Genomic DNA, 25,457 nt, shown 5'->3' on the forward strand with positions numbered 1-25,457 from the left:
GGCGATAGTTAGCAGGTGGTCTTGTTGACTCTATTTAGGGTTGTAAGATTTCCAGGTCTATGTACTTTTGATACCGCCGGGAGATTTCTTCCGGGATAGGTCCTATTCTTCCCATAGTTGCAATTGCTCCTTCAAGAACTCCTATGGGGTCTCCTTGCAGGTCTATTCTTATGTTCTGGATTTCTTCATCAGCCACAGGGTCGATATCTCGCCAACATTGGATAATGTCTTCCATGTCTTTTTCCTCTTGCGGAGTTGGTTCCACATAAACCGAACCATCAGACATGACTTCACGCCGATCCTCCATCTCGCTCCCCCCTCTTCCCCTGGCTAAAAATCCGCGTCCTTAAGAATCATTTTTTCTTGCTTACTCGTCAGCGACAACTAGATCTTCTAAATCCATACGATCTAGCTTGTCTTGATCCATATAATGACGATAATAATCAATGACTCCCCTGGGAACCGGGGCGTCCTGATTGATGGCCTCCATCATGGAGCAAATAAAAATGGTATCCGGTTCCGAAGGTAAAAGTTCTAGTTCTGATTTAACGATATTGCCGAAGGGTGAATCTATTTCAGACTGGTTAATAACAAAGTCCCAGATTTCATCGAGCTCTTCCTCCCTGGGTAGAAAATCTTCATCATGGTAATCCATAGTCGTCATCCTAGCGCCGCCCCCCGCATTCACCACCAGGCTTGCGGGTTAGCTGCTGGCTATATTTTTAGGGTTGTAAGATTTCCAGATCTATGTAGTGCTGGCACCTATCTTGTATTTCTTGAGGAACCTCAATCTCGTTCAAATAACAATAAGCAATGAGTATGTCTAGAACAGTGGTAGGTTCACCGTGTGCTTCCATCCGGATGTTATCTACAACCTTTGCAAAATCGGGGGCTAACTCTTTCCAGCGGACAGCAATATCTTCCATGTCTTTTTCCTCTTCGGGAGTTGGCTCCACATACACCGAACCATCAGACATGACCTCACGCCTATCCTCCATCCCACTCATCTCCTTTCAGCTTCTAGCTGCGGCATACACGAGATTTAATACCTTTTCCTATTTGTAATACGGGGTGTAGTAAAGTTAAGCAACGTTTGGTGGGAACTTTTTTCTTGTAACCAAAATCTAACCTACAGCTACCATTACGATGACAGCGGGGGTTCAAAATAAAGCAAGTATCTTGAACCCCCCGCAACACCTCTAAATTTACCCCACAAACAAGAAGGTGACTAGATATGAAAAAAGCAATAAGCGCAGTAATCCCCCTAGCCGCTATCTTCCTAGCCCTGCTCACTTTTTCTAGCGATATGCCCTTCTGGATGGCGTGTACCTGCTGGGCTCTATGGGGAACAGGACTAGGGGCAACCATTATCGGTACCGCATGGAAAGGACGGGAAACCAAGTGACCAAACACTACCTATCCAGAATGCAATTCGCCGCCCGCATCGGAGTAAAACCTGCCTCCCTGTCCCGCTACAAACTACCCACCCCAGACGTGATAGTTGGCCCCGATACCCGCCCCGTGCAAGGATGGAGCACTGAGACAATCGATAAATGGAACGCAGCCAGACCAGGACGCGGAAGCCGAACCGATCTCAAGCAGTAATGCCATGGCAACAACCGCTAGCGTTAACTAGCCTTCGAGGCAGACATCCGCTTATTGTTACACAGATTCCAGCTCTGCAAGCTCAGAATGACCGTAGGAACGTATCCGCGCAGACGGTAAAATTTCTGGAACCAAAACGCCGTCCGCTTGAGATTCAACATAATCAATAAAAAGCCCCACGCTTGTCAGACCCGATGGTGGGTTATAACGACCTGGAATAGTGCTTTGCTGTCCACTTATCTGCTCAACTCGTCTATTACGATTCTTATTGAGCCCCGCTAACAAACTCACCTGCCTTAACGAGGACCCTCTTGTCCCTTCCGCCAACTAAGACTCCCTCGCTTCACCTTGCCTACTCGTCAGCGACAATAAGCTTGCTCAGATCCATATAGTCTATTTGGTCTTTATCCATAAAGCCGCGGTAATACTCAATAATGCTTTTTGAAACCGGGACTCTTCTATTAACCGCTTGGAGAAGGCAAACCCAGAAAATAGTCGTAGGTTCTGGAGGAAAACTCTCCAGTTTCGCTCTAGCAATCCTGCCGAAAGGTGTATCTAACTCAGACTGTGCAATCAGGAAGTCCCAGATTTCATCTAGTTCTTCCTCACTAGGTAGAAAATCCTCATCATGGTAATCCATATCCGTCATCCTAGCGCCGCCTCCCGCCTTCACCATCAGGCATGTGAGTTAGTTTTTGGCCTATATTTTTAGACTTCTAAGATTTCCAGGTCTATGTAGTGCTGGCATCTATCTCGTATTTCTTGCGGAACCTCGACATTATGCCAATAACAATAACCTAAGAGCGCTTCTAGGACAGTGGTTGGTTCTCCGTGCACTTCCATCCGGATGGCATCGACATCCTTTGCAAAATCGGGGGCTAGTTCCTTCCAGCGGACAGCAATGTCTTCCATGTCTTTTTCCTCTTCGGGAGTTGGTTCTACATAAACCGAACCATCAGACATGACTTCACGCCGATCCTCCATCTCGATCGCTCTCCTTCACTGGCTAAAATTCCGAATCCTTAACAATCATTTTTTCTTGCTTAGTCGTCAGCGACAATAAGCTTGCTCAGATCCATATAGTCTATTTGGTCTTTATCCATAAAACCGCGGTAATACTCAATAATACTTCTAGGAACCGGAATTTTATTATTACTTGCCCGTACAAGGCTGGTATAAAAGACAGTTGTAGATTCCGGAGGTAAACTCTCCAGTTTCGCTTTAGCAATCCTACCGAAAGGTGTATCTAACTCAGACTGTGCAATAAGGAAGTCCTGGATTTCATCGAGCTCTTCCTCGCTGGGTAGAAAATCTTCATCATGGTAATCCATAACCGTCATCCTAGCGCCGCACCCCACATCTACCTTGAATATCAGCAATCTTTACTCTGCCCGACTTTGTTCCGAACTATTGACAAACTGATTTTTGTTCCGAATAATTGACAAGGTGGAGATTTTTGACAGCGCCCTAAAACACGGCGTTAGCAAAGAAGATATTTTCCACTCTTTACGTAACCCCATACGACTGTACGGACTCGGGAATGAAGTTGAAATGCTGATAGGAGCAGCAAGGAATGGCTCGCTACTAGAAATAGGGATAGCCGATAAGACACGAATAATCCACGCTATGAAAGCTCGTAGCAAATATACGAGGTGTTTGAAATGAGTGAACCCCGAAAAAACATGAGTGATGAAGAATTAGCAGATTGGTTCGAGTTTCAGGCAGAGCCTGAAGACTTTGATTATGTTATTGAGGGTGACCCGGTTAAAGCTCTGATGCGCGTGCGTTTAGAACGAGCGAGAATAGAAAAAGACGAAAAAGATGCCGTCACTATCGCCCGTAAACAAGGGATTACCTGGGAGGTTATAGGGCAGGCTCTCGGGATGTCTCGTCAAGGAGCTTTCCAAAAATATGCCCCTCTACTTTAAGTAAAGTTAAGAGATTCCAGCTAGTTCCCATTTAGGCATCCACTCTGGAGCAACGAGCGCGGGGGGCTAGGTTTTATCCGAGTGGGTGCGGTGGGCATAAGAATTCGGAAAACGTCGTCACGTTTTCCGAATTCTTGGGCAGGAGGAAAAACCTAGCCCCTGCGCCGAAACCTCCCCGCGCCAGCCCTCACGGGTTCGAATCCCAAAGCTTAAAGCGGTGATACCCCGGCACAAGGCCGGGGTATCAGCATCGTGCTAGCAACACTTCGTGTTGCGCACGATTTCGTCGTCCTCACTAATAAAAAAGCCCAAACGGCTTTTTCACCGTTCGGACTCCTCATCGTGGAGCTAAGGGGATTCGAACCCCTGACCTTCTCATTGCGAACGAGACGCGCTACCAACTGCGCCATAGCCCCTAGGTACTCTCAAAAGCCTAAGCGGGTAACGGCCAAATTTGCAAACTATAAAGCTGTGGGATTGCGCTCAAGAAAAATAACCTGGTTATGCCACCCCTAACAAGCTGATTTAATACGATTTAACTAAGCATCGGAAGAATAGAGGAGAATCCATGGATCCTATTGATCAGTTACTAGAAAATGAAGCCGCCTACGCCGCGAAATTTCCGGGGGAAGCCCCCCATCTGCCTCAATTAAAGGTGGCCGTAGTAACCTGCATGGATTGCCGTATTGATGTGGAAACTATGCTCGGGGTAGAGCCTGGACAGATCCACGTTATCCGCAATGCTGGCGGCGTAGTTACTCCCGACACTATCCGCACCCTGACAGCTTCACAGCGCAGCTTGGGAACCAAGTACGTGATGCTGATTCACCACACTGATTGTGGGATGTCGAAGACCGATGACGAAGAATTCCTCGCACAAATCGAAAAAGAAACCGGGCAGCGTCCCGATTGGAGACCCGGAGGATTTAAGGACGTGGAGGAATCCGTTAAAACCGATATGAAGAAATTGTTAGACAGCCCCTTTGTCGGCGGTACTATCCGCGGCTTTGTCCTGGACGTCAAGAATGGCGGACTTAGCGAGGTCACCCTTTAATCGCAGACCCGCCTGCAGGAAAGTCGCGACTATCCTGCCTTAACCTGCCTGTTTAGAGTACTTTCGTCGATAGATTTCCCGCATCAACAGGGCCTCCGCCTTCTTTAGAGGCTTCGCGCCGCAAACTCGGGCATAGCGCGCCGCCAGCGCATTTTTTTCCAGCACGATCTGGGCACTGTGGGCAGCATCCAAATCGGCCCCGATGCAGTAGGCCGCGCTATTAGTCAGTACCGCGTTACCTCGGGTGGTGTCATCAGCTTTCAGCCCGATAATCTGCGCAAAATCATCCAGGTAGGCGGGCAGTTTTCCTCCGAAAAAGTCCGCTACCTGCGCGTGGTGGCAGGTGACAATAGCGCCAACGTCAGGGCGCTGTCTATAAATACGCAAGTGATTCGTTTGCGTGGCCGCATCGGGCGTGGTGGGACGGCCTTGCTCATCAACCCAGACCAGGCCATCCCCTTCCCCCTCACGCTGAGAAGTAAGCGAACGCGCAGACAAAGACGGCAGACAGGAAAGCTCCCGCTGATACAAATCCTTGGCCACCTTTTCTAAAGCATTCGCCAGCCGCCGCGCTTGGCAAGCACTTTCTGCCCAGATCATGGCGCCATGGGCTTTCATCAAAATCACTTGCGCCCCGGTACGCTGCAGGGTTTCTTCCACCCCGCGGTGCAACTTCTTGGTCGAGGGCAACCCATAGGGAGCCACCGGCAACACCTCTTGCCCCAACGCTGCTTGCGCCTCGTCATCCAACGCGAAATCCTTTTTCGCCAGCGACAGGGCTGATGCATAGGGCTGGTGAGTATGAATCACCCACCGCGCCTGCGGAAATAACCGATAAGTGAGGGCGTGCATCGGGTACTCGGAGGAAGGCTTATAGGGGCCGGACCATTCCTTGGGGCCGGTGCATAAAGCCAGTTCCTCCTCGGTCATGGTTTCGTAGCGACGCCCCGAGGGGGTAATCAAAAATTCGTCCGCGCTGCCTCGCACAGAAAAGTTTCCCCAGGTGCGCACCACTAAACCGTCGGAGAGCAGCTGATGGGACAGCTCAACTAGCTTTGCGCGTTTGGTATCTTCGTCGCAGTTCACAGCTTTACCACCTTTTGGAATACCCGCTCAAAGGCGGCAAGTGCCCGGTCGATATCTTCTTCGTTATAAGCAGCGGAGGTATATAGCCGGGAACCCGCCAAAGTCACAATGCCTTCCGCCATATAGGCCGCGCCCATATGTTCCATTTCTTTCTTCCGCTCACTGGTGGCTTTCAACACGTGCGGAATCTGCCAGGGTTTCTTCCAGTTGATCGCAAAGTGCATAGTCCCCACGGTCTCCAGGTGGCATACGCTGCGCTGGTTAAACGCCACGAACGGCAGGCGATATTGCTTGATGAGGGCGCGCAGCCCATCGGTTAAGCGATCCCCCATCTTGGCGGCGCGGTCACACGCCGCGGTCTCCGCAATCTCTTTAATGGTGTAGTAGCCGGCTAGCGAGGAGAGCGGATTCGCAGTCATAGTTCCCCCGACCAGCGCTTTCTTCACTTTATCTCCGGTTTGAATACCGGCGGCTAGGTAGCGCATATATTCTTTGCGTCCTCCTAGTCCCCCAGCAGAGGGGTAGCCACCGGCGATAACTTTACCGAATACGGTCAGGTCAGGCATTACTTTGAAGTAGCCCTGCGCCCCATGCTCAGAAATGCGGAAAGCGGTCACTACCTCATCAAAGATAAGTAGCGCCCCGTATTTATTGGCGAGTGCCCGCGCCCCTCGTAAAAATTCTTGGGTAATAGGACGAGTACCGGATTCCGGCCCGATGGGCTCGATCATAATCGCAGCGGTACCGCCAGTCAGTTTCTTGTGTTTCAGTTTGCGTTCCAGATCGTCCAAGTCGCCGGGGAAGAACTCATCGGTCAGCGACATACAACGTAACGGAATTCCGCTGGCCTGGGTAAACTTTGATCCCGGAATCCGAATCCCATAGGCTAGCTGGTCTGACCAGCCATGATAGGCGCCGCCCATTTTTAGGACGTGGCGATGCTTAGTAGCCAGGCGCGCCACTCGGATGGAGGCCATACAGGCTTCAGTTCCTGACCCAAACGCCCTAAACATATCGACTGAGGGAATCAGGTCGCGTACCAGAGCGCCCAGTCGGTATTCGTATTCATGGAAAAGCCCGGTGGAAGGACCGCAAGTATTGAGCAGGTCAATAACTTTTTCCCGCACCTGCGGCGGGTTCGACCCCAGGACTGTCGGTCCGCCCGCCTGCAGGAAGTCCAGGTATTCGTTACCGTCCAGATCCGTCAGTTTATTGCCATTAGCGGCGGTGAACACCAAGGGGAAGGGATGGTTAAATGCCAAGTTATGCTGCACCCCGCCCGGGATTACCTCTTGCGCTTCTCGGATCATCTGCCGCGACTTGGTGCATTTTTTTCCAAAATATTCGTCCTCATATTCGCGTAAAGCGGAAGGAGAAATCGAGTAAATTGGCTGCTTAATTAGTTCATCTAGCTCGCGCGTTACCTGCCGCGCTCCGGGACGATTAATATCCATTTTGACCCCCATTGGACCGTGTGAGCGCTTACTCACAGCAATGTGACCTAGGTTAATCTTTAGGGGCGATTCTGTCAATGGCTCCACCCTCGCTCTCCCTACCCAAAACCGTTTTACTCTGCGATGACAGGGGCTTTGGTGAGAAAATATCCCCGATTTCCCTGCGTAAATACCGAAATTGTACTTAGAGGACGCCCAGACGTGCTAGTATCGCGCCATGCGAGTGAGGTGTCACTCACCGATAAGAGCTATTCGACAAGAGGCAATCAACATGGAATGGGCAACGCAGCGGTTCCGCCAGTTAGATTCGGAAAAAGCACAGCGGATCGTTGATGCCGCAGTCAGCGAGTTTGCGGAAAAAGGTTATGAGGCGGCGAACACCAACCGGATTGCGAAAGCCGCCGAAATCTCAGTCGGGTCACTGTTTCAATACTTTAAAACTAAGGAAAACCTATTCCGATATGTGATTCATTTAGGGGCCGGGATTATCGAAACCGATATCGGCGCGATATTAAAAGAGGAAATCAGCGGGCGGGAAAAAATCCATAAACTGATGCTGCTAACCGTAAACTCCTGCGAACTATACCCAGAATACCAGCAGCTTTACCATGAAATTACCGCTACCGGGAATCAGGATTTTATCGTTGATATCGCCCGTGAATTGGAAAGTTATGCCGCCGCGGGACTGGTTGAACTAATCAAGCAGGGACAACAACAAGGGGATATCCGCACCGATTTGCCCGCAGAGGTTCTGGCCTTCGCTGTAGATAACGCCATGATAATGATGCAGTATTCCCTGTCTACCCCTTATTTCAAAGGACGCGCCCAGCTTTACCAAGTGGCGGCACCCAGCGAGTTCGCCGAACAGATGACAGAAATCCTCTGGTCAGTCCTAGAAAAGAGGTAGCAGTGTATTGCTTAACCTATGACGTGGGAACTACCGGCGTTAAAACCTGTTTATTTGAGGTCAGTGACCAGATTCGCCCAGTGGCCAGCGCCAGTGAAGGCTACGGCTTACAAGTAGTTGCCGGGGGCGGTATCGAGCAAAACCCGGATGACTGGTGGCAGGCGATGGTCAGCACCACCACCCAAATAAAAGCCCAGGCAGAGGCGGAACTAGCGCAAATCAAAGGAATCAGCTTCTGCTCCCAGATGCAATCCCTGGTGCTGCTAGACGAAAACACTCGCCCAGTGCATCCTTCGATGTCCTATATGGATCAGCGTGGCGGCGCTCAGCTGCGGAAAATCGCCGGCCAGGCTCCCCGGATAGCCGGGATTAACCTGGTGAAACTACTGCGCAGCCTCTACCATACCGGCGCGGTTTCTGCCTCGGTAAAAGACCCGGTCTGGAAATACCATTGGATGAAAGAAAACCGGCCAGAAGAGCTATCCAAAGCCTACAAATGGCTTGATGTTAAAGATGCGATCATTGCCCGGATGACCGGGGAATTTACTATGAGTGAGGATAGCGCCTTTTCTACCCTGCTCTACGATATTCGCTCAAAAGAAAAGCGCTTCAGCCCCGCCATGTTGAAAATGATGCAGGTAGATCCGAAACTGATGCCACCGATTGTGGCCTCCACGGATATTGTGGGCTCCCTGCGTCCTCAGCAAGCCCGTGAACTCGGCCTGAAAGCGGGAGTACCGGTCTTTTCCGGAGGAGGGGACGCCTCCCTGATCCCGGTAGGCGCCGGTGCTGCTGGGAAGGGCGACACCCATGTATATATGGGAACTTCTGGCTGGGTGGAAACCGTAACCGATAAGATCACGATTGACACTTCCGCCATGATTGCCACGGTAGTGGGGGCAATCAGCGGAAATTACAACTATTTTGCAGAGATGGAAACTGCCGGGAAATGCCTGGAGTGGGTACGCGACCATCTGGCCAAAGATGAAATCCATATTTACCTGGACCAGAAAGATGTGGCGGAAGACCCCGAATCGGAGTTCCATTCTCTCTACGAATACATGTCGAAAGTAATTGACTCCGCACCTGCCGGAGCAGGTGGAGTGCTATTTGCACCCTGGCTGCACGGAAATCGCTGCCCCTTTGAAGACCCGAATGCTCGCGGCGCTTTTATCGGGATCGGATTAGAGACCGGGAAAACTGAACTGCTGCGTGCAGTGGTGGAGGGCGTGTGCTACCACGTGCGCTGGTTCCTGGAAACCCAAGAAAAGAAAGTCAAGACCGCTCCCCGGTTGCGATTCGTAGGCGGCGGAGCGCTGAGCCCAGTTACCTGCCAGATTCTTGCCGATATTACCGGCAAACCGGTAGACACGGTAGCCAATCCCCAAGATGTAGGAGCGGTGGGTGCCGCTTTGGTGATAGCCGCGGGACTAGGAGAAATACCTTCGCTAGCTAAGGCTTCTTCCCTGGTTCCGGTGACTGCCTCCTATGAGCCGAATCCCGAACACAAAGATCGCTATGACCAAATGTTCGCTACTTTTAAGGACATTTATCCCGCAAATAAGAAAATTTTCACGCAATTGGAGGCGATTCGATGACCGCGGAAGGAAAATTTCCCTCGGAAACAGAGGGGGAACCAGCAGCTACCGCAAAAACAGCCCTGCCTGGGGAGGCCGCTAAGGGTAAAGACGCCGCCATCCAAGCTTTAAAGTTCACTTTGCTGTCGATTTCTGCCGGGGTGGTGGAGGCCGCCAGTTTCTCGCTTTTGGAGTGGCTAACTCCCCTGCCCTATGCCTGGACGCACTTTATTTCCATCACGCTTTCGGTGATCTACAACTTCACCCTCAATCGGCGTTACACCTTCAAATCCGCTAATAACGTACCAATCGCGATGATAAAAGTCGCGGTTTTCTACGCCTTCTTTATCCCCATCACTATGTGGCTAGGGGCGCTGGCGGCTAACGCAGGCATCAATGATTTCATTATCAAGGGCGTAACCATGATCCTGAACTTCATTGGCGAGTTTGCCTGGTGGAAGTGGGTGGTGTTCCGCGGCACCGAAAACACCAACGACCTAGCACTTAAGTAGACACCAGGGCTGGGTACCGCCGGGGGCTGAAAAGCACTCGGGGGACCCCAGTGACCCTCGCTTCGCTCGGCTCAAGCCCCCTCTCGCATCTTTTCAGCTCCCAGCTCAGCTACTCAGCCGTTACTACTCGTCAAAACTGCTTATCTAAACGCACGCTGGTAGCGTGACCCTGCCCGACAAAAAGCACTCGGGGGACCCCAGTGAGCCTTGCTACGCTCGGCTCAAGCCCCCTCGAGTATCTTTTTGCCAGTCAGCTCAGTAATACCTCAGGTAACTGCTATTCAAGGCTTTAACCGGTCACCCGACTTACGTCACGCGCGCCGCCTTGGTCGGCGCTGAGGGCGCAGGCAGCGTAGAGTTTCAGCGCGTCAGAAACTGTGCGTTTGCGGCTGAGCGGAGTGTAAGGATGGGGACGCTGCTCCATCTGTTCGCGGCGACGATTCAGTTCTGCCTCGGGAACCTCTAGGGTTAGGGATTCAGCGTTGACATCGATAGTGATTTCATCCCCGTCCTCGATCAAGGCAATCAACCCGCCATCGGCGGCCTCGGGAGAAATATGCCCCACCGAAATCCCGGAAGTGCCCCCCGAGAAACGCCCATCAGTGATCAGGGCGCACTTCTTGCCCAGTCCCCGCCCTTTAAGGAAGGAGGTCGGATAGAGCATTTCTTGCATTCCCGGCCCACCGGCCGGTCCTTCGTAGCGAATCACTACCACGTGACCAGGCTTGACGCTGTGGTCTAGGATTTTCTCGATGGCCTCTTCTTGGGATTCCATCACAATCGCTTTACCGCGGAAATGGTAAAGGTCGCTGTCGATTCCAGCGGCTTTAATAATGGCGCCTTTTTCTGCCAGATTCCCTCGCAAAACCGTCAATCCCCCGTTTGCCGAGTAGGCGTGGGCAGTATCGCGGATACACCCGCTGGCGGCATCGGTGTCCAAATCTTTCCACTGGTTAACAGTGGAAAATGGCTCGGTGGTGCGCACTCCTCCGGGCGCAGCCTTAAACAATTCTTCAGCTTGCTCGGTAGCGGAGCCGCCGCGTACGTCCCAATCGGCAAGCCATTTCTCTAGCGAGGGAGCATGGATCGAGGTGACCTCGCGGTTTAATAGCCCGGCGCGGTCAAGTTCTCCCAGCAATGCGGGAATGCCTCCGGCGCGATGCACGTCCTCCATATGGTAATCGTTGTGGTTAGGAGCCGCCTTGCACAAACAAGGTACGCTGCGCCCCAGACTCGAAATATCTTCCAGGTCAAAGTGCACCCCCGCCTCCCGGGCAATCGCCAGCAGGTGTAGCACCGTGTTTGAGGAACCCCCCATCGCCATATCTAGGCTCATAGCGTTCAGGAACGCCTCGCGGGAAGCGATTTGCCGGGGCAAAACCGCGTCCTCTTCTTCCTGGTAATAACGCTGACACAGCTGCACGATTAGTTTGCCTGCCTGGGTAAATAATTCGCGGCGTGCAACGTGAGTTGCCAGAGTGGAACCATTCCCGGGCAGCGCCAACCCCAGTGCCTCCGTCAGGCAGTTCATCGAGTTAGCGGTGAACATTCCCGAACAAGAACCACAGGTGGGGCAGACCGCCTTTTCAATCTCGGTCAGCTGTTGATCAGAAATCTTCTGGTCAGCGGTAGCATTCATGACCGTAATCAGGTTGCCGTGCCCGCTTTGGGACGGCCCCACAATCATTTCGGGGTCGATACCCCGCCCAGCCTCCATGGGGCCGCCAGACACAAACACCGTAGGAATATTCAGCCGCATAGCGGCGATCAACATTCCCGGGGTGATTTTGTCGCAGTTAGAGATACAAACCAGGGCATCCGCGCAATGGGCGTTCACCATATATTCCACGCTGTCCGCGATGATTTCTCGACTGGGCAAAGAGTAGAGCATCCCCTGGTGCCCCATGGCGATCCCGTCATCAATGGCGATGGTGTTGAACTCTTTCGCCACCCCGCCCGCAGCTTTAATAGCCTCCGCCACCAGCGGGGATACCTGATTTAGGTGTACGTGACCGGGCACAAACTGGGTAAAGGAGTTGGCAATGGCGATAATCGGTTTCCCAAAATCACTGTCACTCATGCCGGTTGCCCGCCACAGTGAGCGTGCGCCCGCCATATTGCGGCCGGCAGTCGAAGTTCTTGAACGAAGCGGATAAGCCATTTTCTCTCCCAAACTAATTGTCTCTGGTTGCGGGGGTGCGGTTACAAGGACGAGGACGCGCGAGCTAGAATCCCGGCCCGCGCCCCTAAAACGCGAGCGCTGCAGATTTTTCCGCCCGCGTCCTCAGCACCGCTAGTCACAAAGGTGATAAGTCCAGCCGTAAGGATCGGGCGCTTCTCCGTTTTGGATATCTACCAGGCGCTGATGAATACTGGCGGTGACCGGCCCGCAAGGTACTTCCACTTCGAAATCATCGGAGCCCAGCCTGCCGATCGGGGTTACTACCGCGGCGGTTCCGCAGGCAAATACTTCACTCACTTCACCCGAGCGAATATCTTCTACCAGCGATTCTAGAGAAATATCGCGTTCGAAAACCGGGGTGCCACTATCGCGCAGCAGACGGCAGATCGCCGAACGAGTCCCGCCCTCTAGAATTACGCCGGTTAGACGCGGGGTATGTACCGAACCATCCCTGCGCACCACAAACACGTTCATACCGCCCAGTTCTTCCAGGTTGGTGTGGGTGGTATCCAAGAAACAGACCTGCTCATACCCTTTTTCGGCTGCCATGTTTTGGGGCATTAGCGAGGCCGCATAGTTGCCTCCGCATTTAGCTTCCCCAGTTCCGCCTGGCCCCGCCCGGTGGTAGTGGCGGTCAACCCAAATGGACACCCCTTTGGCTTCCCCACCTGAGAAATAGGAGCCAGACGGAGAACCGATCACCAGGTATTTAACTTCACTGGCAGAATGCACTCCCAGGTAGGGCTCAGTTCCGATCATGAAGGGACGCACATAGAGGGAAGTGTTGGGGGCAGTGGGCACCCAGCGTTTATCGGCGCGCACCAGGTCTACTACCGAAGCCACAAAGTCCTCTTCCGGAATTTCCGGTAGAGCCAGGCGGCGCGCAGACGCATTCAGGCGGGCGGCGTTGTAACGAGGACGGAAAGCCCAGATAGATCCATCTTTATGGCGATAAGCTTTTAGACCCTCAAAAACTTCTTGACCGTAATGGAACACCACGGCTCCCGGTGAGAGGCTCAAGTTTTCGAATGCCTGGACGCGGTGCCTGCTCCACCCTTCGCCGGCTTTCCAGTCAGCAACCGCCATATGATCGCCGAATTTTCTGCCAAAGGACAAAGAACCCATAATCTCGCGGTATTCTTCCTCGCTTGCTGGGTGCTGGTTAGGCTGCAAAGTAAAGCGTCCCGCCAACTCATCCGCGCTCGGCAGCGGAACCTGTGATGCCGCCTCTAACTTAGTTGGCACATGGGTTAAACCATTTTCGCTCATGATTGTGTTCTTTCCGGCTCCTGGGAGCCTATTTTTTGTTCCTAAACTTGGTTTCTAGGTCACTGGGTGGCCACGTCTTTACATTTCTCGCGGTCAGTAGCGATTATCCGTTTCTCCTAGAGGCGGGCAGCAATCGCGTCCCCGATCTGGCTGGTGCTGCGTTGCAAGGGGTTACCTTGCTCCGCGGCGAGGGCGCGTTCCTCCATATCGGCAGCGATCGCGGCGCGAATATTATCTGCAGCCTGCACCGCGCCCTCGTTTTCTAGCAGCATCGCTACCGAAGAAATCGTGGCCGTGGGATCAGCGATTCCTTTACCAGCGATATCGGGTGCCGAGCCATGTACCGGCTCAAACATAGAGGGGAAGGTGCGATCCGGATTGATATTTCCTGAGGCCGCCAGCCCAATCCCTCCGGTAATCGCGCCCGCTTCATCAGTCAAAATATCGCCAAACAGGTTGTCGGTGACGATCACATCAAAGCGTCCCGGATCCTGCACCAGGTAGATAGTAGCGGCATCTACATGCGCATAATCCCAAGTCACCTCCGGGTATTCTTCCGCGACCCGCTCCACCAGACGCCGCCACAGGTGTCCGGCGTTAACCAACACATTGTGCTTATGCACTAGGGTTACATGCCGACGCCGCTTGGCGGCCTGCGCAAACGCAAAACGCACCACCCGCTCGACTCCAAAAGCAGTATTGACGGAAACTTCGGTGGCGATTTCTTGATCGGTACCCACCCGAATAGCCCCGCCATTTCCGCAGTACAAGCCTTCAGTTCCTTCCCGCACCACCAGAAAATCAATCTCGCCGGGATTCGCCAGCGGAGTAGGGACTCCCCGGTAGTAGTGGGCGGGCCGCAAATTCACATAGTGATCCAGGCTAAAACGCAGCTTTAGTAGTAAGCCTCGCTCGAGTACTCCAGAGGGAACCGAGGGATCACCTACTGCCCCCAACAAAATCACGTCGTGGTTCTTAATGCTTTCCAGCTCGGCATCCGGCAGGATCTCCCGGGTTTCCCGATAGCGAGCAGCCCCCAGGTTGAATTCAGTTTTATCAACTGCAATCCCGCTATCAGCCAAGGCAGCGTCCATGACCTTTAGGCCTTCGGCCACTACCTCTCTACCAATCCCGTCCCCGGGGATAACCGCGAGTTTAATGGTTTTCTCCATAGTTCTTACTAACCTTCCTCAACGCTACCGTTTGCCGATCCCCGAAAAGTGTTCGGGGGACCCCGGTGAGCCTTGCTTCGCTCGGGAATAACGGAGCAAAATAACTTCACAAGGGTCTGCCCATATCACTGTCACAAACAAGGATTACTTACAACCTACCGAAAGACAATGTGTCCGATTCTGATAGCAGCAGATAACCCATTGGCTCACATCTTTTCGGGAACCGGCCACAATAGTTACTACTGTGGTGACTAGGCTAAATACCCGGTTAGCGCTGGGCGTGACCTTCCTGGTAGTCATCGTCACTTTGATTCCACGAGAACATGGCACGCAGTTCGCGCCCAACTTTCTCGATGGGGTGGGCTTCTTCTGTTGCACGCATCTGTTTGAACTCCTGAGCTCCGTGGTCTTGATCATTGATGAAACGTCTGGCGAAAGAACCATCGCGAATATCAGACAAAATACCGCGCATAGCCTCGCGAGTTTGTTCGGTAATCACTCGCGGGCCAGACACATAGTCGCCATATTCGGCGGTGTCCGAGCATGACCAGCGCTGCTTGGTAATTCCACCTTCGTTGATTAGATCCACGATCTGTTTCATTTCGTGGCAAACCTCGAAATAGGCGATCTCCGGCTGGTAACCAGCCTCGGTCAAAGTATCAAAACCCGCTTGGATCAGGTGCGATACCCCGCCACAGAGTACTGCTTGTTCGCCGAAAAGATCGGTTTCGGTTTCCTCGGTAAAGGTAGTTTTGATTACTCCTGCCCGAGTAGCTCCCAGGGCTTTCGCATAGGCTTTCGTTACCTGCCAGGCGTTGCCGGTTTCATCCTGTTCCACCGCGATAACCGCCGGGGTGCCATATCCTGCCTCATAGGAGGCACGTACCTTGTGACCAGGCCCTTTAGGGGCTACCATGCACACATCATGACCGGCACCCGGCTGAATATAACCGAAACGGATGTTAAAACCGTGGGCAAAGAAAATCGCGGCATCCGGTTTTAGATTCGGGGCAATTTTCTCGGCATAAACCGTGCGTTGCACCTGGTCAGGAGCTAGCACCATGACGATATCGCCCTCGGCGCTAGCTTCCTCGATTGATTTGACCTCTAGCCCTTGCTCTTTAGCTTTAGCTACCGAGGACGAGCCTTCCCGGAGCCCCACGACTACCTCCACCCCGCTATCGCGCAGGTTCAGGGCGTGGGCGTGACCTTGCGAGCCGTAACCGATAATGGCAACCTTCTTGCCCGAAAGTGCGGCCATATCCGCGTCAGTGTCGTAAAAGATTTCAGCCATTGTTACTTCTCCTTTAATTGATCTGTGATTGAACGCGGGCCACGGCCAATGGCGACCGCCCCCGATTGCACGATTTCGTTGATTCCATAAGGCTCTAACGTCTCCATCAGCGCCTCCAGTTTTGATTGCACCCCGGCAGCCTGAATCACCAGGGAGTCGCGGTGAACATCTATTACCGAGGCACGGAACAAATCCACGATCTGCAGCACCTGGGAACGGTTTTCGGCGTTAGCCTGCACCTTGAACAACACAAACTTGCGGGTAACTGAGTCTTGGGGATGAAGCTCTACCACTTTCAACACGTTTACCAGTTTATTTAGCTGTTTAGTTACCTGCTCAAAAGGCAAATCCTCCGCATCTACCTGCACGGTCATCCGGGAAATCGATGGTTCTTCGGTTTCCCCCACCGCCAGGGAATGAATATTGAAGGCTCGCCTGGTAAACAAAGCAGCTACCCTAGCGAGGACGCCGGGCTTGTTTTCCACCAGAATGGAAAGAGTATGGCGATTGCTATTCACGATCAGTCCTCACTTTCCCAGACCGGACCCTGCCCGGCTGCGTAGATCACGTTGTTATTGGATTCCCCTGCCGGTACCATCGGCCAGACTTGGGAATCGGTAGAGACTCGAAAATCGATCACTACCGGACGATCATTGGTTTCCATCGCCAGCGCGATTACCTGGTCAACTTCTTCCTTAGTGCGGGCACGCAACCCCAGGGCTCCATAGGCTTCCGCCAGTTTCACAAAGTCGGGAATATCCCGACCGCCTTCGCCATCGTGCAGCAAAGTGTTAGAAAAACGCGCGTCAAAGAATAACTCCTGCCACTGATGCACCATGCCCAGTACCGAGTTGTTAATAATCGCCACTTTGATCGGCAGCTTCTCTAAGGTAGCGACCGCGAGCTCTTGATTGGTCATCTGGAAACAACCATCCCCATCAATCGCCCATACCTGAGCCTGGGGGTTAGCTACTTTCGCCCCGATCGCCTCGGGAATCGCCACCCCCATGGTGCCCAAACCAGCAGAAGTGAGGAAGCCGCGGGGGTTCTCGTGCGGTAAGAATTGCTGCGACCACATTTGATGTTGTCCCACGCCAGTGCAATAAATAGCGTCCTTACCAACCATTTCCCCGATACGTTTAACCACATATTGGGCGGGGAGGAGTCCGTCATCGGGTTCATCATAGGCAAGCGGGTAACGCTCACAGATGTAATCCAAATGGTGCTTCCAACCGGAAATGTCACGCGGGTTACGCTGCATTTCCGCTTTAACTTTCGGCAGTAGTCCCTGTAGGGTCTGCCGCAGATCTCCCACAATCGGCACATCCGCTACTCGGTTCTTCGAGATTTCCGCGGGGTCAATATCGGCGTGAATCACTTTGGCATCGGGAGCGAAAGCATCCAGACGGCCAGTTACCCGGTCATCAAAACGCGTTCCTAGCGCCACCATCACGTCGGCGCGCTGCAGCGCAGTCACCGCCGGCACTGAACCGTGCATTCCCGGCATCCCCAGGCAATGCGGATCCGAGGACGGGAACGCGCCTTGGGCGGTCAAAGTGAGTACCACCGGAAAATCGGTTACTTCTACCAGTTCCTTTAGCTCTGCCGTCGCCTCGGCGGCCAACGCTCCCCCGCCCACATAGAGGACGGGCCGTTCTGCTTGTGCCATCAGTTTCGCGGCCGCTTTTAGTTGCTTGGCATGCGGTTTGCTCGGCACCTTATATCCGGGCAATTCCACTTTTACCGGCCAAGAAAAATCGAACTGACCATTTTGGGCGTTTTTGGCGATATCGACCAGAACCGGCCCTTTACGCCCGGTAGAGGCCAAATGGAAAGCCTTAGCGATGGTGGAGGGGATCTCTTCCGGCTCGGTTACCAAGAAGTTGTGTTTGGTAATCGGCATCGACACTCCTACCACATCGGATTCCTGGAAGGCGTCAGTACCGATTGCACTGGCAGATACCTGTCCCGAAATCGCTACCAACGGCACCGAATCCATATGGGCGTCCGCCAAGGCGGTCATCAGGTTGGTTGCCCCCGGTCCCGAGGTTACGATTGCCACTCCAGTTTTCCCGCTTGAAAGTGCATAACCTTCCGCCGCATGTCCCGCGGCTTGTTCGTGACGCACTAGGATCTGGTTGATCTGCGAGTCATAGAGCGCATCGAATACCGGCATGATAGCCCCGCCTGGTAAACCGAAAACATCGGTCACCCCCAGGCGTTCCAGGGTAGCGACCACTGCCCCAGCCCCACTCATCCTTTTGGGAGGAGGCGCCGCGTCCGGTGATTGCTCCTTGCTACTCATCGTTATCCCCGTTCTGATAGATATTTTCTCGATTTTTATAAATAAAAAAGCCCCAGGTTGTTTTACCTAGGGCCCGCTACGTCTGGAAACGCTTTTTAGACGCGACTAGCCCACCCGGGTACTACCAGCAGTACCAGGCCGACTAGGTTCATAATTCGTTTCGTCATAACAAGCTAAACGCTACGCGCAGCGACGCGTGCGAGCAGAAGTGTCTCAGCTTTTGATACAGGGCACTGAGCTTCAGCCGGTAAGAGAATGAAACCGGAGGTACATAGTGACAAACTCCTCGCTAAATCTGCCGTGTCAGTGGACTTTGGTCTGACAAACAAAAAAAGGGGTGTGACATCATAGAATTACTCGTGAGGTTTTTTAAGGAGGCACCGTGCAGACAGTCTTCCAGTATTTGGCAGAACAACCTGTACTCGTACTTTTCGGATTAATTGGGATCGGAATGTACCTGGGACATTTCCGGTTCAAAGGAATCGGCTTGGGTGCAGCCGCCGTACTCTTCCTGGCTATTGGGATCTCCGCCTGGGGTACTTCAACGGGCGTAGACATGCTTGCAGATTTCCCGCATGCTTTCGGCAAACTGGGTCTTGCTCTTTTTGCCTTCGCTATCGGGATAAACTCCGGGAACTCTTTCTTTGCCTCTTTTAAGAAATCCCTGGGGATTATGGCGGCGACCTTCGCGGTCCTAGCAGGAGGGGGCGTAGTTGCCTACGTACTCGGCAAGCTTGCCGGGATGGATATAGCCACTATCGGCGGTACTTTCGCCGGCGCCATCACTAACACCCCCGCCCTGGCAGCAGCGGGAGCGGCCTCGGGCAATGAACAAGCTGCAACCGTCGCCTACTCAATCTCCTACCTCTTTGGGGTTTTCGGGATGCTAATCGTGGCTACCCTGGCGCTCAACTACGGCAAGAACGATAAAGACCGCCCGGTTGCGCTGGTTTCCCGCACGGTGCGGGTGGAACGCGATGACCTTCCTTCGGTGCGCGATATTCGCGCCCACGTAGACGGAAACGTCCGTTTTTCCCGACTCCGCAAGACCGAGGATGGACCAATCGTGCGTCCGACCGCTGATACTAAACTGGGTAAAGGGTTCCTAGTCACCGTGGTTGGCCCACAGAATCTAGTGGTAGAGGTAGTTTCCGAACTGGGGCATGGCTCCTCTATTTCGCTTTCTGCCGATCGCACCGATTGGGACTATCGCCGAATTACTATTTCTGACCCCAAACTTTCCGGGCGCACCCTGGGCGAGCTCGGCTTGGAGGAACGCTTCCAAGCTACGGTATCGCGGGTACGCCGCGGTGACACTGACATGCTGGGTCGTCCTGACCTGGTATTACAGATGGGTGACCGGGTGCGGGTAGTTGCCCCCACTAAAAATCTAAAAGAACTTTCTAAATACTTCGGTGACTCGTCCACTGGTTTGACCTCGATCAACCCGGTTGCCCTGGGTATCGGCATGGTGCTCGGCCTGTTGATCGGCGAGTTCCCGATCCTCACCCCCAGCGGCGAATACTTCACCATCGGTTCTGCTGCCGGCACCTTGCTAGTAGGACTGATTTTCGGCAAGATCGGGCGCATCGGTCCCTTCCCCACCGCGTTGCCCTACACCGCCTGCCAGGTATTATCAGAGTTTGGTTTGCTGGTGTTCTTGGCACAGGCGGGATACAACGCCGGCAGCCAGATCGAAAAAGCGTTTACTTCCGGCGCCTGGCTAGGGATCTTACTGGTAGGGATGGCGGTGACTCTCACCGTTGGTTTGGGACTGTATTTTGTGATGCGCTATGGCTTCAAGATGGGCGGAACCCGCCTGTCTGGTTTGCTGGCAGGTGCCCAAACCCAGCCCGCCGTCCTCGCCTATGCTAATAACCGTACTAACTTTGATCCCCGAGTAGCGTTGGGATATTCCCTTGTCTACCCCTTAGCGATGGTGGGTAAGATCCTAATCGCACAAATCCTCGGGGGTCTGTAAGCAGCGATCACCCAGAATTAGGGGCGCAGTGTAAGGGAAATCGCGTCCGTTATGCCCCTTCGTCCCGTGCAAAACACTGATTGAGGGAACATAATTCGCTTATGAAGAATTTGCACCCAGATGATAGTTCCTCTCGCACACCCGAATCCCGGCCCCCGCAAACCGCGGAGGCGGATTCCAAGGGCGATACTCTTAACCCTCATGGCAGTGAGCATGACCAGCTGCGCGAGTTACGTGATCGCCTGGCTACCCAATCCGGGATGGTGACTCGCCTGGGACGTGCCCTCCTGGCAGCAGGTGCCAGCGCCTATATGGTCAAATTTTCTATGGCCAGGCTGGCTAATGCCATCGGGATCGAGGCTCAGCATTCCCAAGTTACGTTCTCGGAGATCGTCACCTCGGTTTATGCGCATGGAACCTTCCGTACCGAGTCTCATGAGCAGCGAGTTTTCGGCACCAATGCGGCTCGGCTCGATGATTTACGCCTATTTGTGCGTTCTCTCAAACCGGGCCTTTTGGTTGAGGACGTGGAGCGGCGCTTCGATGAGATTATCGGACGAAAACCTCCCTATTCAGCGGTTATTAACTGCTTGGCCGCGGGAGTTGCCTGCGCGGGATTCTGTTTCTTGAACCGTGGCGGTCTGGTCGAATGCAGCGTGGTAGGGATCGCGGCGCTTTGCGGACAAATATTGCGCCGCTTGATGCTGGGGCGTAAAGCTAACCATTTCGGAGTGTGGATGCTGTGCGGACTGGTAGCTTCCCTGATCTATATGGGCATTAGTCAAGCCTTGTTACTGACTGGATTAGTATCCGTTTCTCACCCCCAGGGAATCATTTCGGCAGTATTGTTCCTGGTCCCCGGATTTCCGCTGGTAACCGCGATACTCGACCTGGTAAGAATGGACTTCCTGGCAGGAATTTCTCGCATGACCTATGTGGTGATGCTGGTGATTTCTGCTGGGATCTCAGTTTGGATCGTTGCCACTTTATTCCAATGGCATATTGACCCGCCCGGCACCTTCCCAGTCAGTGGTCCGGGACTGTACCTGCTGCAATTTGTTTGTTCTTTAGTGGCTTCTTTCGGATTCGCAGTGTTGTTTTCCATCCGCCCACAGGTAGCACTATGCGCAGCTCTAGTGGCGGGATTTGTCAATGTGGGACGACTATTCCTGGTGGCGCAGGGAATGTTACCGCAGGCAGCGGTGGGATTAGCGGCACTAACTATTGGGATCATAGCGCATTTTATTTCCCGGATAAGTGGATTTAAGTTTTCACGCACTTCGCTAACAGTCCCCGCTGTAGTAATCATGATTCCGGGGGTGCCTCTTTATGCGGCGATTACCCACCTGTCTAACGGTGATATTCCGCAAGCTACTGCAGCCTTAGTGCAGGTGTTTTTTGTGGTTTTATCGATTGGAGTAGGGTTGGCGATTTCACGAATGCTCACTGATCCCGGCTGGCGAATTGACCGCGATACCGCTCAACCCCGGCTGCTAGAAAAAACGGGATGGAACGACGGCGATCGCCGTTTCCAGATGCGCTAATGCATAAGCATGGGGGCCGCTGATAAATATCAGCGGCCCCCATCCACATTTTTTATTTGTATTATTTTTCCAGGTAGCTAGACAATCTTTAAGGTGAAAATAAACTGCGCATAGCAGCTAATTTTTATTCACTCCTAATAGCCAGCAGCTCCGGTGATTATTTTTCCCGGGGAGTGGCCGTGGCGTCTAGGCGAATCACCCCATAGGTCCAGCCTCGACGGTGGTAAACCGCGCAAGGTTGCATGGTTTCAGAATCGATAAACACGAAGAACGGGTGCCCCACCAGTTCCATCTGGTAAAGAGCTTCACTAACTGTCATCACTGACGCTTCGTGCAGCTTTTGCCGCACCACCACTGGGGAATCCCCTAGATGGCTTTCATCAGCCACTCCGATTTTTCTTTCCCGCGGAATATCAGGAGAAAACTCCTCATCTTTCGGGGTGACCGCCTTAGCGGCATCTCGCAAATTGAGCTCCTCAATCTTTAAAGGCTCTTCGCGGCGGTGAGAATCGCGGTGACGGCGATGATCCTTAGCCCGATCCCGGGCGCGACGCAAACGCTCATAGAGTTTGCCACAGGCAATATCCACCGAGGCGTAACGGTCAGACGAACTGGCTTCCGCGCGGATAATCGGCCCCTTGCCGAAAACCGTCAGTTCCACTTTTTCAGAGGTATCTGCTTGCCGCTGATTTGGTTCATGAGTCAGCTCTACATTTACCCGCTGTACCCGCGGATAAAATTGTTCAACCTTAGCGACTTTTTCCTCAGCGTATTGGCGGAAATTGGGATGGATTTCGGCGTTTCGTGCTTCAACGATAATTTCCATTAGTGTCCTCCAGGGCACGGTCTGGGGATCAAAGATCCCGAATCGATGCGAACCGGATCATTCCGGTCGCGGTGATTGCAGCTACCACCCCCCTCGCCCATCTTTGGGCTTTCAAGTACCAGAATTTTACCGCATTACCCGGGGCAATTACCCCGTTTTGGGGTTTCCTTCGGCTACGCTAAGCGAGAATATTGCCTTTACCTGTGCCTGTTCCCCATCTAATACTCGGATTGCTTCCCGGATGGTGGCACCGGTAGTGATAACGTCATCGACCAGCAATATTTCCTCACTAAAATCCAAATCTGCTTTCGAAGCTATCCGCATGCTACCCGTCCGTCCTCGAATCCGCTCTTCAAAGCGGCGGCCCGCTTGCTTTTTACTTCCCGGTTTGAGCTCTAGCAGACCTGAGAGTCTGGCCTCCACCCCTGCCGCCATCAGAGAGGAGGTAATGCCGGCGGCCAATCTGCCCGCGGTGGAAGAGATCGCGGTTTTACCAAACCGGAAGGTCGAAGGCGCCGGGCAGACCAGCAAAGGGCGCGGAAAACTAGCGGCGATACTTTTACCTGCCACTGCCCCAAAAAAGAAGGGAAGTTGCTGGTAATAGTAGGATCGTGAATGTTTCATTGCCAATACCACTTTCCGGCCTGCTCCCCGGTAGGGACAAAGTGTCCAGATGTTTTCTACCCCCTCATCTAGCGATATAGCAGCGCCCACCCTGATAGGAGGGCGTAAAAATATCCCTCTACACCGGTCACACAATAGCGTATCCAGCTGCCCGCAGCCGGGGCAGTTTTCGGGAAATAACAGGGTAGAAAACGCCCGTAATGATTTAACAAACTGCGCACTGACAAGTGCCGGAAACTTGGGAGAAGTTAGGGAAAAAGTATGCGTGCCCATAGCTAGAGTTTGTCGCTTGAATCCGCAGCGACGTCCTCAAAAATAATTTTTCCGGGAAAACTCGCGCTAATTTACTTTGGGGGACTGGCTGCGGCGGGTTCCCGGAAAAGAACCCGCCCAAAAACAACCACTACAAATAATGCAGGTTTACCCGGTCCTGGAAAATGCGGGATAGGAAACTCCACTTCCTAGCGTTCGCCACGACTGTTGAATGTGGCCCATTCGCACCCCACGCTCAGTAACTACTTGCACATCCCCATCGGGAGGATTTGGTACCAAATATTGGGATTTGGGCGCCGCCTCAAATGATTCCTCATAAGAATTAACCGCCAAAACCAGTATTTTTGGAGTATCACCTGACTGTAAGATCGCCACCTGACCAGAATCTGTCCAGGCCACTGAGGTTACATCTGACAAAATATCAGTGCCGCGCTCACCGGTGACAATCTGAATAGGAGTACCATCTGCAGACCGGATTACCGTTACCCCTTTTCCTTGGAAACTGTAACCCATCTGCCACACGATTAGACCGCGCACTCCGGGAGAACTTAGCGCAAAAAATGGGATTTTCCACCTGTCTCCATCAGGAACTTTCACCCGCACCACCTGGGAACGGCTGTTAACAGCCACTAAATCTCCCGTTTGGGAGACATCGCCGGTCCACGCCCAGCCCCAAGGATCCACTTGGGGGGGCCGTAGATTCTTCCCCTGGTAGAGAACCTGAGGGGATTTACCGCGTTGCAGGCGCACCAGCTCCTTGCCGTCGCGAATCGCTACCTGAAAATCACTGCCGGCAGCTCCGGGGGTAGGCCACGTGATTTCTCCTGCCAGTGCTTTTGCCGCTGTAAATACCCCGCTGCGGGTATCAGATTCCTCGACTACCTCTCCATTCTTGACCCCCAGCATCGTCTGTTTCTTTACTGGAGCTGGTTGTTCCGGAGGTTCAGGCAAAGCTCTACCGTTTTGCGAAACTGTGACCTCATCAATTCCTGCGATATTCAATAAAGTTGCACGCACCTGCTGATATAGCCGCGTCATTTCCGTTTCAGAACGTAATCGCAAAGTATCCGGCAATTCCACCATCGCCTTGCGTCCCTGTACAGTAACCAAATTAGAAGGAATTTTGGTCATCGACTCTGGGGCACTGACAGCCCCTAGTAGATCACTGCTAGGGGCGGAAAACAGTGCCGCCAGCAAGTACTGAACAATGTTCTTACGGGGAAGCCACCGGGGATCAGGAATCAAGAAACGATGATCGTTAGACCAGTAGTAAACGTCGGGTTTGGAAAAAGCATTTTTAAAAGCCGTATTGGTTAGCACTACCCCGTCAGGCAGCGAGCTGATCCGCCACTGTCCGCCCTCTTTCACCAAGGCATATTTGAAAGTTTCTCCTTGACGGAAGTTACTGGCCTCGCCAACTTTGTTTACCCGCAATACCGGTTGCCCGCTGCCGATACCCTCATTCGTCCCCTCGGAAAAAGCTATTTTGAGTTCCGTTTTGGGTTTGAGCACCGTTACTTGCGATTGCGGGTTCCAACTGCGACGGGTAGCAGAGGTCAAGAACTGCCGAGCAATCCCGTAATCATCGTAAGTTCCGGCCGCACAGGCCAGCTGGAAATCAGCAAGTAGTTTTTCGGGACTAGAGCCATCGATGGGCCCGCTAGCCAACTGGGCGAGTGGGTTACGAGAATCCGGATTCACCTCACCTTCGTGCACCGGACCAGAGTCAGGCAAAGCCGCACAAGCGGTAACCGTAAAAACTAGGAAGGATACCAGCATGCTCAAGCCCAGATGCTTCAGATGCTTCCCGGTCCCATTTTTTCCAGTTCCGGAGGGAGCAGTGATCCTGCTATTAGAGACGATC

General features: G+C 53.1%; 26 protein-coding genes and 1 tRNA gene. 9 read left to right on the plus strand and 18 right to left on the minus strand.

Annotated features, from left to right (window positions below; translation table 11 throughout):
* Window positions 1-34: 34 nt before the first annotated feature.
* From AC1EKS_RS03190 to AC1EKS_RS03200, 3 genes are all read right to left on the minus strand, one after another.
* Complete coding sequence (locus tag AC1EKS_RS03190; RefSeq protein ID WP_481008801.1) at window positions 35-307, minus strand: hypothetical protein; 273 nt, start codon at window positions 305-307, stop codon at window positions 35-37.
* Window positions 308-367: 60 nt separating this feature from the next.
* Window positions 368-655, minus strand: coding sequence for a hypothetical protein (locus AC1EKS_RS03195; protein ID WP_481008802.1), 288 nt, complete (start codon window positions 653-655; stop codon window positions 368-370).
* A gap of 67 nt (window positions 656-722) precedes the next feature.
* Window positions 723-998: a hypothetical protein gene (locus AC1EKS_RS03200; protein ID WP_481008803.1), complete on the minus strand. Its 276-nt coding sequence runs from the start codon at window positions 996-998 to the stop codon at window positions 723-725.
* A 236-nt stretch (window positions 999-1,234) separates the two neighbouring features.
* Here AC1EKS_RS03200 and AC1EKS_RS03205 point away from each other — a divergent pair, with 236 nt between their 5' ends.
* A complete protein-coding gene (locus tag AC1EKS_RS03205; protein ID WP_481008804.1) occupies window positions 1,235-1,405 on the plus strand; it encodes a hypothetical protein in 171 nt (56 codons plus the stop codon).
* On the plus strand, window positions 1,402-1,605 hold the full coding sequence (locus AC1EKS_RS03210) for a transcriptional regulator (protein WP_481008805.1): 204 nt from the start codon (window positions 1,402-1,404) through the stop codon (window positions 1,603-1,605). The genes AC1EKS_RS03205 and AC1EKS_RS03210 overlap by 4 nt, the downstream gene beginning before the upstream one ends.
* Before the next feature lie 352 nt (window positions 1,606-1,957).
* Here AC1EKS_RS03210 and AC1EKS_RS03215 read toward each other — a convergent pair whose 3' ends face one another.
* The 3 genes from AC1EKS_RS03215 to AC1EKS_RS03225 form a co-directional block, all read right to left on the minus strand.
* A complete protein-coding gene (locus AC1EKS_RS03215; RefSeq protein WP_481008806.1) occupies window positions 1,958-2,245 on the minus strand; it encodes a hypothetical protein in 288 nt (95 codons plus the stop codon).
* A gap of 68 nt (window positions 2,246-2,313) precedes the next feature.
* Window positions 2,314-2,589, minus strand: coding sequence for a hypothetical protein (locus AC1EKS_RS03220; protein WP_481008807.1), 276 nt, complete (start codon window positions 2,587-2,589; stop codon window positions 2,314-2,316).
* A gap of 59 nt (window positions 2,590-2,648) precedes the next feature.
* Window positions 2,649-2,936, minus strand: a complete 288-nt coding sequence (locus AC1EKS_RS03225) for a hypothetical protein (protein WP_481008808.1) — start codon at window positions 2,934-2,936, stop codon at window positions 2,649-2,651.
* Between the two features lie 330 nt (window positions 2,937-3,266).
* On the opposite strand from AC1EKS_RS03225, the gene AC1EKS_RS03230 reads away from it, so the two are divergent.
* Window positions 3,267-3,533, plus strand: coding sequence for a hypothetical protein (locus AC1EKS_RS03230; RefSeq protein WP_288292602.1), 267 nt, complete (start codon window positions 3,267-3,269; stop codon window positions 3,531-3,533).
* 343 nt (window positions 3,534-3,876) lie between these two features.
* Here the strand turns inward: AC1EKS_RS03230 and AC1EKS_RS03235 are convergent.
* Window positions 3,877-3,949 (minus strand) — tRNA-Ala (locus AC1EKS_RS03235).
* Window positions 3,950-4,101: 152 nt separating this feature from the next.
* On the opposite strand from AC1EKS_RS03235, the gene AC1EKS_RS03240 reads away from it, so the two are divergent.
* The gene (locus AC1EKS_RS03240; RefSeq protein ID WP_481008809.1) at window positions 4,102-4,587 is read left to right on the plus strand and encodes a beta-class carbonic anhydrase; all 486 of its coding nucleotides are present in this window, start codon (window positions 4,102-4,104) and stop codon (window positions 4,585-4,587) included.
* Between the two features lie 39 nt (window positions 4,588-4,626).
* Here AC1EKS_RS03240 and AC1EKS_RS03245 read toward each other — a convergent pair whose 3' ends face one another.
* On the minus strand, window positions 4,627-5,673 hold the full coding sequence (locus AC1EKS_RS03245; RefSeq protein ID WP_481008810.1) for a class II aldolase/adducin family protein: 1,047 nt from the start codon (window positions 5,671-5,673) through the stop codon (window positions 4,627-4,629).
* Window positions 5,670-7,127, minus strand: a complete 1,458-nt coding sequence (locus AC1EKS_RS03250) for an aspartate aminotransferase family protein (RefSeq protein WP_481008811.1) — start codon at window positions 7,125-7,127, stop codon at window positions 5,670-5,672. Before AC1EKS_RS03250 ends, AC1EKS_RS03245 begins: the two co-directional genes overlap by 4 nt.
* A gap of 271 nt (window positions 7,128-7,398) precedes the next feature.
* Between AC1EKS_RS03250 and AC1EKS_RS03255 the strand changes: the two genes are divergently transcribed.
* From AC1EKS_RS03255 to AC1EKS_RS03265, 3 genes are read left to right on the plus strand one after another with little or no spacing between them, the layout of a single operon-like run.
* On the plus strand, window positions 7,399-8,034 hold the full coding sequence (locus AC1EKS_RS03255; RefSeq protein WP_481008812.1) for a TetR/AcrR family transcriptional regulator: 636 nt from the start codon (window positions 7,399-7,401) through the stop codon (window positions 8,032-8,034).
* Window positions 8,035-8,036: 2 nt separating this feature from the next.
* On the plus strand, window positions 8,037-9,632 hold the full coding sequence (locus AC1EKS_RS03260; protein WP_481008813.1) for a xylulokinase: 1,596 nt from the start codon (window positions 8,037-8,039) through the stop codon (window positions 9,630-9,632).
* A complete protein-coding gene (locus AC1EKS_RS03265) occupies window positions 9,629-10,123 on the plus strand; it encodes a GtrA family protein (protein ID WP_481008814.1) in 495 nt (164 codons plus the stop codon). Before AC1EKS_RS03260 ends, AC1EKS_RS03265 begins: the two co-directional genes overlap by 4 nt.
* Window positions 10,124-10,412: 289 nt before the next feature.
* Here AC1EKS_RS03265 and ilvD read toward each other — a convergent pair whose 3' ends face one another.
* The 6 genes from ilvD to AC1EKS_RS03295 all read right to left on the minus strand — a co-directional run bounded on the left by ilvD (window position 10,413) and on the right by AC1EKS_RS03295 (window position 18,345).
* Window positions 10,413-12,284, minus strand: a complete 1,872-nt coding sequence (gene ilvD, locus AC1EKS_RS03270; RefSeq protein WP_481008815.1) for a dihydroxy-acid dehydratase — start codon at window positions 12,282-12,284, stop codon at window positions 10,413-10,415.
* A gap of 132 nt (window positions 12,285-12,416) precedes the next feature.
* A complete protein-coding gene (locus tag AC1EKS_RS03275; RefSeq protein WP_481008816.1) occupies window positions 12,417-13,574 on the minus strand; it encodes a branched-chain amino acid aminotransferase in 1,158 nt (385 codons plus the stop codon).
* 116 nt (window positions 13,575-13,690) lie between these two features.
* Complete coding sequence (locus tag AC1EKS_RS03280; protein WP_481008817.1) at window positions 13,691-14,746, minus strand: 3-isopropylmalate dehydrogenase; 1,056 nt, start codon at window positions 14,744-14,746, stop codon at window positions 13,691-13,693.
* A 268-nt stretch (window positions 14,747-15,014) separates the two neighbouring features.
* Window positions 15,015-16,040, minus strand: a complete 1,026-nt coding sequence (ilvC, locus tag AC1EKS_RS03285) for a ketol-acid reductoisomerase (RefSeq protein WP_481008818.1) — start codon at window positions 16,038-16,040, stop codon at window positions 15,015-15,017.
* A 2-nt stretch (window positions 16,041-16,042) separates the two neighbouring features.
* Window positions 16,043-16,558 (minus strand): acetolactate synthase small subunit, encoded by a 516-nt coding sequence (ilvN, locus tag AC1EKS_RS03290; protein WP_481008819.1) that lies wholly within the window; start codon window positions 16,556-16,558, stop codon window positions 16,043-16,045.
* Window positions 16,559-16,560: 2 nt separating this feature from the next.
* Window positions 16,561-18,345 (minus strand): acetolactate synthase large subunit, encoded by a 1,785-nt coding sequence (locus tag AC1EKS_RS03295; protein WP_481008820.1) that lies wholly within the window; start codon window positions 18,343-18,345, stop codon window positions 16,561-16,563.
* A 382-nt stretch (window positions 18,346-18,727) separates the two neighbouring features.
* On the opposite strand from AC1EKS_RS03295, the gene AC1EKS_RS03300 reads away from it, so the two are divergent.
* Window positions 18,728-20,326, plus strand: a complete 1,599-nt coding sequence (locus tag AC1EKS_RS03300) for an aspartate:alanine exchanger family transporter (RefSeq protein ID WP_481008821.1) — start codon at window positions 18,728-18,730, stop codon at window positions 20,324-20,326.
* 101 nt (window positions 20,327-20,427) lie between these two features.
* The gene (locus tag AC1EKS_RS03305; protein WP_481008822.1) at window positions 20,428-21,870 is read left to right on the plus strand and encodes a threonine/serine exporter family protein; all 1,443 of its coding nucleotides are present in this window, start codon (window positions 20,428-20,430) and stop codon (window positions 21,868-21,870) included.
* A 157-nt stretch (window positions 21,871-22,027) separates the two neighbouring features.
* Here the strand turns inward: AC1EKS_RS03305 and hpf are convergent, their stop codons facing one another.
* The 3 genes from hpf to AC1EKS_RS03320 form a co-directional block, all read right to left on the minus strand.
* Window positions 22,028-22,696, minus strand: coding sequence for a ribosome hibernation-promoting factor, HPF/YfiA family (gene hpf, locus AC1EKS_RS03310; protein ID WP_481008823.1), 669 nt, complete (start codon window positions 22,694-22,696; stop codon window positions 22,028-22,030).
* A gap of 147 nt (window positions 22,697-22,843) precedes the next feature.
* The gene (locus AC1EKS_RS03315) at window positions 22,844-23,410 is read right to left on the minus strand and encodes a ComF family protein (protein WP_481008824.1); all 567 of its coding nucleotides are present in this window, start codon (window positions 23,408-23,410) and stop codon (window positions 22,844-22,846) included.
* Between the two features lie 330 nt (window positions 23,411-23,740).
* Window positions 23,741-25,372, minus strand: coding sequence for an LpqB family beta-propeller domain-containing protein (locus tag AC1EKS_RS03320; RefSeq protein ID WP_481008862.1), 1,632 nt, complete (start codon window positions 25,370-25,372; stop codon window positions 23,741-23,743).
* Between the last annotated feature and the right edge of the window lie 85 nt (window positions 25,373-25,457).

It is taken from the genome of Varibaculum sp. C0165D1, assembly GCF_056590355.1.